We start from the raw sequence: 12,704 nt of genomic DNA on the forward strand, positions 1-12,704 counted from the left end.
CGGGCCACGGCCCATCGACGGGCCCGGGCCGGGCCTACCACCGCCGCGGCGCGCCTGGCCGAACAGTCCCTCGAAGAAGTCGCTGAAGCCGCCGGCAGCGCCGCCGCCGGCGAAGATCTCCTCGAAATCGACGCCACCGCCACCGAAGCCGCCGAAGTCCTGCGGGCCGGGCTGCACGTCATCGCCGGGGCGATAGCCGCGGGAACGGAGCTGGTCGTACGCCTTGCGCTTGGGCGGGTCACGCAACGCCTCGTAGGCCTCGTTGACGGCCTTGAAGCGCGCTTCGGCGTCCTTCTCCTTGCTGACGTCGGGGTGGTACTTGCGCGCCAGCCGGCGGTACGCCGTCTTGATTTCCGCGTCGCCAGCCGTCGGTTCGACGCCCAGCGTCTCGTAGTAGTCCTTGAACTGCATTCGACGCTCCATGGGTCGAAAGAAAACGGCCCGCGGCAGTGCCGACGGGCCGTAAGTGTAATTTCAAGCCAGCGACGGCGGCGTGCGCGGCAGCCGATCAGCGATGGGTCACGCGGGTGTGCCGCCTACTGCCGGGTGCCCTCGCCCGCTTGCGCGTCACGCCCGTTGCCACCCACCTGGATGCGACGGGGCGTGGTTTCCGGGCGCTTGGGGATGCTGACCTGCAGCACGCCGTCGTGGCCCTCGGCGGTGATGCGCTCGGGGTCGGCGCTGTCGGGAAGTGCAAAGCGGCGGTGAAAGCTGCCGTAGCGCCGCTCGACGCGCGAGTAGCGGCTCGACTGCGCGTCGACCGCACTGCGCCGCTCACCGCGGATCGAGAGGATGCCCTTGTCCATCAGCACCTCGACCTCCGACGGTTGCACGCCCGGCAGGTCGGCGAACAGCACGAAGCGGCTGGGTTCCTCGACGATGTCGACACGCGGAATCCATTGGCTGGTGACCACCGACGAGTCGTCGCCCGTGTTCTCGCCGAAGTTGAAGAAGCGCTCGAAAAGCTGCTTCAGCTCGTCCTGCGCCTGCGGCTGGCCGCCGCGCTGCTGCGGATAGTTCGTCAGGTTCATGCGTGCCTCCGTGTCAGGAATGCGGCGGGCTGCCGCGTGGCCGAAACTGATGGCTGCGCCGCGGATTTCAAGACCCGTCCATCGCGCAGGCGCCGCGTAAACTCGCCGCATACATCACACAGGAGCACCCCCATGATCCAGACCGGCCAGAGCATCCCCGAAGTCGTGGTCCAGCAGATCACGCCGAAGGGCATCGAGAAGACCGACACGGTGTCCCTGTTCGGAACCGGCAAGACCGTGTTGTTCGCGGTGCCGGGCGCATTCACGCCCACCTGCTCGGAGCAGCACCTGCCGGGTTTCGTGCAGCACTTCGACGAGTTCCGCCGCCAGGGCTATGACGTCGCCTGCATGGCGGTGAACGACCCGTTCGTGATGCAGGCGTGGATGAAGAGCGCCGGCGTGCCGGACGGCATGCGCATGGTCGCCGACGGCAATGCGGAACTCGCGCGCGCGCTGGGCCTTGAACTCGACGCTTCGGCCTACGGGATGGGTATCCGCTCCAAGCGTTTCGCAATGCTCATCCAGGACGGCGCGGTGAAGCAGCTGTTCGTAGAAGCGCCGGGCGAGTTCCGCGTATCCACGGCGGAGCACATGCTGGAAGCGATCGCCGGCTGATGGCCTCCGGCGGGGCCGCAGGCTCGCACGCTCCCCGGCGGCTGGCTTGCGGCCTCAGCCGCGCGCCACGAACACCGGCTGCTGTGCAGTCAGCCACGCCTGCACCTCGGCATTCGGGACGGGGCGCCCGAACAGGAATCCCTGCAACACATCGCAGCCGAGTTCACGCAGCCGGTCCGAGGTCGCCTCGTCCTCGACGCCTTCGGCTGCCACGGACAGGCCGAATCGATGCGCCAGGTCGACGACGAAACGGATGATGTCGGCGTACGCCGGATCGGTCAGCAGGCCGGTCACGAAGGAGCGGTCGATCTTCAGCTCGTCGGCCGGGATATTGCGGAAATACGAGAGGCACGAGTAGCCGGTGCCGAAGTCGTCGATCGAGATCTGCACGCCCATCGCACGCACGCGCTGCAGGATCGGGAACGCGACGGCCGCATCCATCAGCGAACCTTCGGTGATCTCCAGCACCAGCTGGACCCCGTCGCCCCATAGCCGCAGCGCGTCCTCCACCAGTTCCGGCAGGTCGGGCTGCGTCGCGAGCACGCCCGGGATGTTGACCGACACCGACGGCCGCCCGCACGGCACGGTCCACTGCGATGCATGACGCAGCGACGTGTTGAGCGCCCACACCGTGAGCTTCTTGATGTGGCCGATGCGTTCGGCGACGGGGATGAACACATCCGGCGAGATGGCGCCGCGCGTGCCGCTGTTCCAACGCATCAGTGCCTCGGCGCCAACCGGCTGCAGCGTGCTCGCGGATACCTTCGGCTGGTAGGCAAGTAACATTTCGCCGCGTTCGATGGCAGTACCGAGCTGCATTTCGAGATCCCACTGATCCGAGATGTCGAGGTCGGCGCCAGTGTCCGGAGCGAACGCATGGCGGGCACCGAGCCTCCGTGCGCGCATCAATGCGGCTTCGGCGCGGCGCAGCAGGAATTCCGAATGCGTGGCGTGCCGCGGGCAAAGCGCGACGCCGAGCGTGACCGGCACGTGCAGGCGCGCCGCGCCGGCCTCCACCGGCGTGTCCAGCAGGCGGAACAGCTTCTGCACCGCCAGCTCGACGTGCCCTGCATTGAGCACGTTACTGAAGATCAGCGCGAAGCGGTTGTCGCCGATGCGCGCGGCGTAATCCTGCGGACGAAGCACCGACTGGAGTTGTCGCGCGAGATGCGCGAGCAGGCGATCCCCGAGCGCATAGCCATGGACGCCGTTTATCTCGGCGAACCCATCGATGTCGACCACGACGAGCGCGACCGACGCGCGGTTCTCGCTCGCATGCACAACCTGCCGGCCCAGCAGCGACAGGAAATCTCGGCGCCCGCGCAGCCCGGTGAGTTCGTCGTCGGCGGCCACGTCAGTCCAGGAACAGCGCTGCGCGATCGATGCCGTAGGCACCTTGCGGCAGGCCGCCGCGAACGTTCAGAGGCTCGCCATCGGCGTCGTCGAGCACTTCCGCCAGGTCCACCAGACGAAAGTCGTCGAGTGGCCGTTTGCTGGCGTCTAGCAACAACATCACCGTCGGACGAAGGCGCTTGAGCGTGTTGACCGACATCACCACGCCGACGCTGCCGTCGGTCAGCTCGACGAGCGTGCCGGTGGGATAAACGCCGCAGGTCCGTATGAACTGTTCGACGAGTTCGGCCTGGAAGAGCCGGTCGCGCGCCTGGTAGAGCTCCATCACCGCCTGGTGCGGCGAGCGGCTGTCGGCGTAGGGGCGTTGGCTGACCATGGCGTCGAAACTGTCCACGAGCCCTGCGATGCGCGCGGGCATGGGGATCGCGTTGCCACGCAGCGCGCCCGGATAGCCCGAGCCGTCGTGACGCTCGTGATGGTGCTCGACGATGCGCGCGACCATTGGCGACAGTCCGCGCGTCTCGGCCACGATTCGCCGGCTCTCGGCCACGTGCGAGCGCAGCTGGCCCAATTCTTCCGCTGTGACGCGCCCGGTCTTGGAGAGCAGTTCGCCGGACAGGCGCACCTTGCCCACGTCGCACAGCAGGGCACCGAGCGCCAGGTCACGCAGATCCTCACGCTCGAAGCCCAGGTGTCGGCCGAACGCCGCTGCCCAGATCGAGCACGCCAGGCCGTGCTGGTAGATGTAGTCGCCCTTCCGACGCATCTCCAGCACCCACGGCAGCGCACCGGGATTGCGCGTGATCGAGTCGAGCATGGTGTCGACGCCTTCGCGGAGGCGATCGGCGTCGAGCTTGCCGCCGTCGCGCAGTCCGTCCATCACCTCGCGCACGTCCGTTTCAAGGCCCGTGTGCGCGGCCTGTGCCGCTGCGACTTCAGCGCCGAACACCCGCGACAGCAGGCCGCGGAACGGCGCGGGTTTCGCGGGCGTCGTGGCCGGCGGCGGTTCCTCCTGCACGACGTAATGCAACGCCGGCTCGACTCCACGCAGCGTGTCGACGCGCACGTGGCGGCACATCGCCTGGATGCGGCGGACGTCGGCGGCGGTGCCGAGCCTCACGCCCTCGAGTGGGAAGCCCGTGCCGAGCCAGGGGCGGTCGAGCTCGGCGACGAACATGCCGGGCCGCAGCCCATCGACCCTGATCAGCAGCGTCTGGCGTCCCTTCGCCGGGGCGGGGCCGATCAGCACCGCGCGTAACCGGCCGCGGCTGCTGACAGTGTCACGGCCGTCCGAGCGTGGCAGTGTCGGGTCATAGGCAATGCATCGGGTCCACCAGGCCGGTTTATCGGCCCGCGGCGAGCCGGCTTTAGGTTTCCAGCGCCCGCTCGCGAGGACGCCGCCCGGGGGCGGCGTCGTGGCATTACGCTTGAACCGTCAGGCCGGATCATCCTGCGCCGGATCGAGCGACGCATCGGGGTCCGGCCCCGCGACGCCCAGCACCTCGGGATCGATGCCTGCATCGTCGAGGTCTACCGGAACCACGGAACCGCTGAGCATCTCGTCCTCCTCTTCCAGCGAGACGTCGATTCGCTCGATCGCCTGCAGGCACTCGTCAGCGCCGAGCTTGATCAGCGTGACGCCCTGGGTGTTGCGGCTGACCTGCGAGATCTCCGAGGCCCGCGTACGCACGAGCGTACCGCGATCCGAGATCAACAGCACCTCGTGGTGGTCACTGAGCTGGATCGCGCCCACGAGCTCGCCGTTTCGGTCCGTCGTCTTCAACGCGATGACGCCCTGCGTACCGCGACCCTTGCGCGGGTACTCGTCGAGCGGCGTGCGCTTGCCGTAGCCCCGCTCGCTCGCGGTGAGCACGTCGCCGTTGCCCTCGACCACGATCAGGCTGACGACCTTCGCCCCGTCCGCGTCGCCCTCGCCTTCGGCCAGGCGCATGCCGCGCACGCCGGTGGCGGTTCGGCCCATCGGGCGCACCGCAGACTCGGAGAAACGCACGCCCTTGCCGTTGCTGGCGAACATCATGATGTCGCGCGTGCCATCGGTAAGTTCGGCATTGACCAGCGCGTCGCCGTCGTCGAGCGAAATCGCGATCTTGCCGCGCTGCAGGCGGAACGAGAACTCGGTCAGCGGCGTCTTCTTGACGGTGCCGTTGCGGGTGGCGAAGAACACGAACTTGCCCTCCGCGTACTCGCGCACAGGCACGACGGCCTGGACCTGCTCGCCGGCTTCCAAGGGAATCCAGTTGATGATCGGGCGCCCACGCGACGTCGCGCCGGCCTCCGGCAGCTGGTGCACGGGCAACCAGAACACGCGACCGCTGCTGGTGAACGTCAACAGCGTGTCGTGCGTGTTGACCAGCCACAGGTTGTCGATGAAGTCTTCGTCTTTCGTCTTGGCGGCGTTGCGACCGCGACCGCCGCGCTTCTGCGCGCGATAGGCGGCGACAGGCTGGCGCTTGGCGTAGCCCGAATGCGAGAGCGTCACCACCACGTCTTCCGGCGCGATCAGGTCGAGGATGTCGAAGTCTTCTTCGCTCGGCCGGATTTCACTGCGACGCGCGTCGCCGAATTCTGATTTGAGGTCGAGCAGTTCGGTACGGATGACTTCGCGCAGGCGATCCGGATTGACCAGGATTTCGATCAGCGCGCGGATCGACTCCAGCAGCGCGCGGTATTCGTCGGTGAGCTTGTCCTGCTCGAGCCCGGTCAGGCGATGCAGGCGCATTTCGAGGATCTGCTGCGCCTGTGTCTCGGTGAGCTGGTAGCGCTGCGCCCCGTTTTCGTCGACAAGGCCGACGCCCGACGGCAGGTCGTCCGGCCGCGACGAATCCGCGCCCGCCGCCGCGAGCAGCGTGCTCACTAGGCCCGGCGTCCAGGTGCGGGCCAGCATGCGCTCGCGCGCCTCGACCGGATTGGCCGACGTGCGGATCAGCTCGATCATCTCGTCGATGTTGGCGAGCGCGACAGTGAGGCCTTCGAGGATGTGCGCACGCGCACGCGCCTTGCGCAGGTCGAAGATGGTGCGGCGCGTGACCACTTCTCGGCGGTGGCGCACGAACGCGTCGATGATCTCGCGCAGGTTGAGCAGGCGCGGGCGGCCGTCGACCAACGCGACCATGTTGATGCTGAACACCGACTCCATCTGCGTCTGCTGATAGAGGTTGTTGAGCACGACTTCGGCGGACTCGCCGCGCTTGACCTCGATGTAGATGCGCATGCCGTCCTTGTCGGACTCGTCGCGCAGTTCGCTGATGCCTTCGAGGCGCTTTTCCTTCACCAGCTCGGCGATCTTCTCGATCAGCCGCGCCTTGTTCACCTGGTACGGAATCTCGGTGACGATCACGGCCTCGCGGCCGTTGTCCATCGTCTCGATGCCGGCGCGCGCGCGCATGCGAACGCGACCACGGCCCGTGCGATACGCGGCGACGATGCCGGCGGTGCCGTTGATGATGCCCGCGGTGGGGAAGTCCGGCCCCGGGATGAACTCCATCAGGCCTTCGACATCGATCTCGGGGTTGTCGATGAACGCGATCGTCGCGTCGATGACTTCGTTGAGGTTGTGCGGCGGAATGTTAGTCGCCATGCCGACCGCGATACCGGCGGAGCCGTTGATCAGCAGGTTCGGCACACGCGTCGGCATGACGGTGGGCTCGAGTTCCTTCTCGTCGTAGTTGGGCTGGAAGTCGACGGTCTCCTTATCGATGTCCGCCATCAGCTCGTGCGCGATGCGCGACATGCGCGCTTCGGTGTAACGCATCGCCGCCGCGGAGTCGCCGTCGATCGAGCCGAAGTTGCCCTGCCCGTCCACCAGCATGTAGCGCAGCGAGAACGGCTGCGCCATGCGCACGAGCGTGTCGTACACCGCGGTGTCGCCGTGCGGGTGGTATTTGCCGATGACGTCGCCGACGATTCGCGCGGACTTGTAGTACGGCCTGTTGCTGTGCGCACCCAGCTCGTGCATCGCGAAGAGCACGCGGCGATGGACCGGCTTGAGGCCGTCGCGCACGTCCGGCAGCGCGCGACCGACGATCACGCTCATCGCGTAATCGAGGTAACTGCGGCGCATCTCGTCTTCGAGGTTGACCGGGATGATTTCGCGAGCGAGTTCCGTCATCGGGATTCCGTTTGAGGCTGGGACGCACCTACCGAAGCGGCTGCCGACCCGGGGCTTTCGCACCGGGCGCAAGTCGCCTAAGCAAGGCTGTCCTTGAGAGCCGAAATGGTACCACGCGCGGACGCCGGAAGCACGCGTTTTCCGGACTTAAAACAATGACTTACGCGTGGAACATGGCGGGCTTCGTGCCTCGAGCATGCCGCCGTCGAGGCCGCGTTTGAACGCGGTCCGCCGCCGTTCCGCGCCGCTGCGTTGTTAGAGCCGATCGCACTCCCGCGAAGCAGGCCGCCCAGGCGGTCTCAGCCGAACGCTGCGCGCATCGCGGCCGCATCGGGCCGGGTGATCACGCCCTTCTCGGTGACGATGACGTCGACCAGCGAATGGGGCGTGACATCGAACACCGGGTTCCACGCCTCGATTTCATTGGCGGCCGTGCGCACCCCTGCGATATGCAGCAGTTCGCTCGGTTCGCGCTCCTCGATATGGATCGCATCGCCGTCGGGCGTGTCCAGATCTACGGTGGACGACGGAGCCACCACCATGAAGCGCACGCCGTGGTGGCGGGCGGCGATGGCGAGCTGGTAGGTGCCGATCTTGTTGGCGGTGTCGCCGTTCGCGCAGATGCGGTCGGCGCCGACGATCACCCACTGCACCGCACCGGTGCGCATCAGGTGGGCCGCCGCGGCGTCCGCGATCAGAGTCGGCATGATGCCGTCCTGCTGCAGCTCCCACACCGTCAATCGCGCGCCCTGCAGCCACGGCCGAGTCTCGCCCGCGTAGACCTTGTCGATGCGACCTTGCGCGACGCCCGCGCGAATGACGCCAAGCGCCGTGCCGAAGCCGGCCGTCGCCAGCGAGCCGGTGTTGCAGTGCGTGAGCACCTGGCTGCCCGGTTCGATCAGCGCGGCACCGAGCGCGCCCATCCGCCGGTTGGCGGCCAGGTCCTCGGTGGCGATCGCGTGCGCCTCGCGCTGCAGCGCACGGCGCCAATCCGCGCCCGCGCCAAGGAGTGCGCGACGCATGCGCGCGAGCGCCCAGGCAAGGTTCACGGCCGTCGGGCGTGCGGCGTTCAACGTCGCCAGGCGAGGCTCGAGCGCTTCGAGCGCCGCGCGGCCATCGTCGGCTTCGACATCGTTCGCGGCAAGAACAGCGCCCCACGCCGCCGCGATGCCGATTGCGGGTGCTCCGCGCACGGTGAGATTGGCAATGGCGTCGGCGACCGCCCGGTAATCCGCGCAGTGCACGTACTCCACCGCGAACGGAAGCTTGCGCTGGTCGAGCAGGTCGAGCGTGTCGCCCGTCCAGCGGATCGGACGGACGCGGTCGTAACGGTCGAAGTCGAAGTCGGAATCCATGCGCGCATTCTACGGGCACGGGCGCCGTGCACTGGTCGCTACCAGCGGCCGTCGCTCACGCCATCGGTCACTTCGAACTCGGCACGGCAGCCCTGGTCGACCCACACAGCCCCGCGTGCCACGCCCCAGCTCCGACCCTGCACGCAGTCCGCATGCGAAAGCTGCTTGATCAACCTGACACCGCCGCGACCCACCGCACCGCAGCTGCGCGGCTTGCCGTCGTCCGACTCGCAGCGAAAACGAGCGGGTTCGACCGGCGATTCATCGTCGTCGCGGCCGCCGAGGCGGAATTCCGCGCGGCAACCGCCGTTGACCCACACGCCCGAGCGATCGATGCCCCATGACTGGCCGCGGATACACTGGTTCCTCGACATCTGCCGCACCACGTCGACGCCGCCACGCGTGTCGGCGCTGCAATGCTTCCAGCGGCCGTCTTCGGAGGCGCACTTGAGCGACTGCCCGATGCGGCCACCATTGCCATAACCGTAGTTGACGCCGTAGCCGCGGCGGCCGTCGGCGGGGAACGCGAGGAACACGGCACGACAGCCCTGCGTCACCCAGATCGAACGACGCATGCGGCCCCAGGTGCGACCTTCGATGCACGGTGCCTGCGACAACTGGCGAAGCAGGCGCGCGCCCCCCGTTGCATCCACCGAACACTCGCGCGTCTTGCCATCGGAGGACTCGCAGCGCAGGGGGCGGCCGTCCGGCGGTACATCGCCGGCGGCGCTCGCGCCCGGCGCAAGGCCGAGCACCGCCACCATGCCAGCCACCTTCACCGCCGTCCGCATGTCCGATCCCCTGCCAAGCCGCCTACCGACTGTAGCCGCACGACGTGAACGCAGGCGATCTGGAGCGGGGCCCGCGTAGAACCGTTCACGTGGCGTCATGCGCGTGCGAAATCGAAGGCCAGCACGTCGGCAATGCGCGTGGTGCCCAGCAACGCCATCAGCAGGCGGTCGACACCCACCGCGACGCCTGCACAGGACGGCATGCCGGACGCCATGGCTGCCAGCAGGAACTCGTCGCGCGGTACGAACGGGCCGCTGCGCGCGGCGCGGCGCTCGATATCGGCATCGAAACGCCTCGCCTGTTCGGCACCATCGAGCAACTCGAAATAACCGTTTGCCAGTTCCAGCGGCCCGAGATAGACCTCGAACCTCTGCGCCACCGGCGGTTCGCCGCCGCGCACGCGCGCGAGTGCGCACTGGGACGCGGGGTAGTCGTGAACGATGTGGAGGGTGTCGTTGCGAAACGTCGGCTGGATGCGATGCGTCATCAGCAGGTCGAGCCAGTCGTCGCGCGTCAGCCCTTCCGGGTCGATCCGAACGTCGCCCATCGCCGCGCGCAGTTCATCGATGGATGCACGGTGCGGGTCGACGCCCAGATGCGCGACGTACAGCGCGCCGTACGTGATCTCGCAGACGCTGGCGTGTCGGCCGACCAGCGCCAGGCACGCTGCGATGAGTTCGACCACCTCGCGCGCGACCGCCATGTGGTCGATACCGACGCGATACCACTCCAGCATCGTGAATTCCGGATTGTGACGGCCGCCGGCTTCGCCGTCGCGGAAGACGCGGCCGAGTTCGTAGCAGTCCCCGACACCCGATGCGAGCAGGCGCTTGAGCGCGAACTCGGGCGAGGTTCGCAGCCATCGCCGTCGTGAACCGCCGTCGGTACGGCCGCTGAAATCGACGTGGAACGATTCGATATTCGGATCGGTCGTGCCCGAACGCGACAGCACCGGCGATTCGACCTCGAGCACGTCGCGCTCGGCCATGAACTCGCGGATGCGGCGGTTCACCGAAGCCCGAAGGCGCAACGCGTCAAGCGACGCACTCGGACGCCAGTTTGCCTGTGCGTGGCTCATGGGAGCGGGTGCTTGGCGAGAAAGGCCGACAGGCGTGCCTCGTCCCAAACCTCTACGCCGAGCGACGTCGCCTTGTCGAGCTTCGATCCCGCCGCTTCGCCCGCGACCACGAACGACGTCTTGCTCGACACGCTTCCCGCGATCTTCGCGCCGAGCGCCTGCAGTTTCGAACCTGCCTGTTCGCGCGTCATCGTGGACAGCGAGCCGGTCAGCACGACGGTCTGGCCGTCGAGCGGGCCGGCCGGCTGCGATGCCTCTTCCGGAACGGCGGCCAGCACGCGTTTGCGTGCGCGAAGCACGGACTGCAGAAGCGCGGCGTTGCCGTCGTCTGTGCGCCACCCGGTCAACGCCTCGGCTACTGCCGCGGGAACCTCGGCCGCGGCTAGCGCGCCGGCGTCCACCTTTGGCAGCCGGTCGGGCTCGACGGCCTGGGCGATCTGCTCGGCGCGCAGCCGGGTGACCTTGGGAATCTCCAGATGTACGAGGACCGTCGCGACGTCGAGATGCTCGCGCAGCCTGGGCGACGGGGCGTGCTCGTCGTTCGGATGCACGCCGCGCGACAGCAGCGTGTCGATCACGGCCTGGTTGCCCGGCTGGTCGAAGAAGTGGCCCAGCGCACGCGCCACTTCGCCGCCGATGTCAGGCACGGATTTGAACAGGGGCCACGGTAGGCGCCGGACGAGTTCGAGCGAGCCGAACCACGCGGCCAGTGCCTTCGCGGTGCTCTCGCCGACGTGTTCGATGCCGAGTGCGAACAGCAGGCGCTCCAGCGTGGTGTCCCGGCTGCGATCGATCGACGCGAGCAGGTTCTCGGCCCAGCGCGTCGCGACCTTGCCGCGTGGCTTGCCGGCGTCGCCGGCATCGCGCTCGACGTCGCGCGCGTCGACCTCGCGCTTCATCGCCAGCAGGTCGTCCAGCGTCAGCGCGTACAGGTCGCCTACTTCGCGGACATAGCCCAGGTCGCACAGGTCCTCGACGATCCGGTCACCGAGGCCTTCGATATCCATCGCGCGCCGCGACGCGAAATGACGCACAGCCTCCTTGCGTTGCGCCGGGCACGCGAGCTCGCCGGAACAGCGCCAGGCGGCCTCGCCCTCCTCCCGTACGATCTCCGAGCCGCAGACGGGGCACGTCGACGGCATCGCCCACGGTTGCGCGCCGGCGGGCCGTTCCGATTCCACGACGCGCACGACTTCCGGAATCACGTCGCCCGCACGCCGCACGATCACGGTGTCGCCCGCGCGCACGTCGAGTCGCGCGACCTGGTCGGCGTTGTGCAAGGTCGCGCTGGTGACCACGACGCCCGCAACCTGCACCGGCCGCAGCCTCGCGACCGGGGTCACCGCGCCGGTGCGCCCGATCTGGATCTCGATCGATTCCAACAGCGTCGACTGCTCCTGCGCCGGAAACTTGTGCGCGATCGCCCAGCGCGGGGCACGCGACACGAAGCCCATCTCGCGCTGGAACGCGTAATCGTCGAGCTTGTAGACGACACCGTCGATGTCGAACGGAAGGTGTCCACGGCGCTCGGCGGTGGCGCGGTAGTAGCCGAGCAGACCGTCGACGCCGCGGACGACGCGGTTTTCCGCACTCACTGGGAAGCCCCAGCTGCGCAGGCGCGCCAGAGTTTGGGAATGCGTATCCGGCAACTCGCCGCCTTCAACCGCACCGACGGCATACGCGTAGAACGCGAGCGGACGTTGCGCGGTAATGCGAGGATCGAGTTGCCGCAGCGAGCCCGCCGCGCCATTGCGCGGATTGGCGAGCGGGCGGCCGCCTTCGGCGAGCACGCGCGCGTTGTAGTCGTTGAACGCCGCGATCGGCATGAATACTTCGCCCCGCACCTCGAGCACGGCGGGCCAGCCCTTGCCCAGCAGGTGCAAGGGAATCGTGCGGATCGTTCGCGCGTTGGCGGTTACGTCCTCGCCCGTCGCGCCGTCTCCGCGCGTAGCCGCCACTGCCAGCTGCCCGTCTTCGTAGCGAAGGCTGATGGCAAGCCCGTCAAGCTTGGGCTCGGCGGAGAATGCGGGGTCGCGCACGTCGAGCGTCTGCTCGATGCGACGCACGAAGTCCGCCACTTCGCCGTCCTCGAAGGCGTTGGACAGCGACAGCATCGGTACCGAATGCACCACCTGCGCGAAGGCGCCAGCCGGCGCGGAACCAACACGCCGAGTAGGGGATACGTCCGAAGCCAGGTCCGGATGCGCGGCTTCGAGCGCTTCGAGCTCGCGCATCAGGCGGTCGTAGTCGGCATCCGGGATTCCCGGGTCGTCGAGAACGTAGTAGCGGTGGTTCGCCTCGGCGATCAGGCGACGCAGCTGTTCGACGCGCGCGGCAGGCTGGAGCATGCG

The 12,704-nt window shown here is 68.1% G+C and carries 10 protein-coding genes; 1 reads left to right on the plus strand and 9 read right to left on the minus strand.

Annotated features, from left to right (window positions below):
* Nucleotides 1–411: DnaJ domain-containing protein (locus FW784_RS00005; RefSeq protein ID WP_149351316.1), on the minus strand; the 411-nt coding region annotated here is incomplete at its 3' end.
* A gap of 125 nt (nucleotides 412–536) precedes the next feature.
* On the minus strand, nucleotides 537–1,031 hold the full coding sequence (locus FW784_RS00010) for an Hsp20/alpha crystallin family protein (RefSeq protein ID WP_149351317.1): 495 nt from the start codon (nucleotides 1,029–1,031) through the stop codon (nucleotides 537–539).
* A 132-nt stretch (nucleotides 1,032–1,163) separates the two neighbouring features.
* On the opposite strand from FW784_RS00010, the gene FW784_RS00015 reads away from it, so the two are divergent.
* The gene (locus FW784_RS00015; protein ID WP_149351318.1) at nucleotides 1,164–1,646 is read left to right on the plus strand and encodes a peroxiredoxin; all 483 of its coding nucleotides are present in this window, start codon (nucleotides 1,164–1,166) and stop codon (nucleotides 1,644–1,646) included.
* Between the two features lie 54 nt (nucleotides 1,647–1,700).
* Here FW784_RS00015 and FW784_RS00020 read toward each other — a convergent pair whose 3' ends face one another.
* The 7 genes from FW784_RS00020 to ligA all read right to left on the minus strand — a co-directional run bounded on the left by FW784_RS00020 (nucleotide 1,701) and on the right by ligA (nucleotide 12,701).
* A complete protein-coding gene (locus tag FW784_RS00020; protein ID WP_187770605.1) occupies nucleotides 1,701–2,999 on the minus strand; it encodes a putative bifunctional diguanylate cyclase/phosphodiesterase in 1,299 nt (432 codons plus the stop codon).
* A gap of 1 nt (nucleotide 3,000) precedes the next feature.
* Nucleotides 3,001–4,248, minus strand: coding sequence for a cyclic di-GMP phosphodiesterase (locus tag FW784_RS00025; RefSeq protein WP_149351320.1), 1,248 nt, complete (start codon nucleotides 4,246–4,248; stop codon nucleotides 3,001–3,003).
* A 186-nt stretch (nucleotides 4,249–4,434) separates the two neighbouring features.
* The gene (gene gyrA, locus FW784_RS00030; protein WP_149351321.1) at nucleotides 4,435–7,128 is read right to left on the minus strand and encodes a DNA gyrase subunit A; all 2,694 of its coding nucleotides are present in this window, start codon (nucleotides 7,126–7,128) and stop codon (nucleotides 4,435–4,437) included.
* Nucleotides 7,129–7,427: 299 nt separating this feature from the next.
* Nucleotides 7,428–8,483 (minus strand): S-methyl-5-thioribose-1-phosphate isomerase, encoded by a 1,056-nt coding sequence (gene mtnA, locus FW784_RS00035; RefSeq protein ID WP_149351322.1) that lies wholly within the window; start codon nucleotides 8,481–8,483, stop codon nucleotides 7,428–7,430.
* A gap of 38 nt (nucleotides 8,484–8,521) precedes the next feature.
* The gene (locus FW784_RS00040) at nucleotides 8,522–9,274 is read right to left on the minus strand and encodes a DUF3011 domain-containing protein (RefSeq protein WP_187770606.1); all 753 of its coding nucleotides are present in this window, start codon (nucleotides 9,272–9,274) and stop codon (nucleotides 8,522–8,524) included.
* A 95-nt stretch (nucleotides 9,275–9,369) separates the two neighbouring features.
* Nucleotides 9,370–10,353: an EF-P lysine aminoacylase EpmA gene (gene epmA, locus FW784_RS00045; RefSeq protein ID WP_149351324.1), complete on the minus strand. Its 984-nt coding sequence runs from the start codon at nucleotides 10,351–10,353 to the stop codon at nucleotides 9,370–9,372.
* Nucleotides 10,350–12,701: an NAD-dependent DNA ligase LigA gene (gene ligA, locus FW784_RS00050; protein ID WP_149351325.1), complete on the minus strand. Its 2,352-nt coding sequence runs from the start codon at nucleotides 12,699–12,701 to the stop codon at nucleotides 10,350–10,352. The genes epmA and ligA overlap by 4 nt, the downstream gene beginning before the upstream one ends.
* Nucleotides 12,702–12,704: the final 3 nt, after the last annotated feature.

It is taken from the genome of Cognatilysobacter lacus, assembly GCF_008274655.1.
Classification (GTDB): domain Bacteria; phylum Pseudomonadota; class Gammaproteobacteria; order Xanthomonadales; family Xanthomonadaceae; genus Cognatilysobacter; species Cognatilysobacter lacus.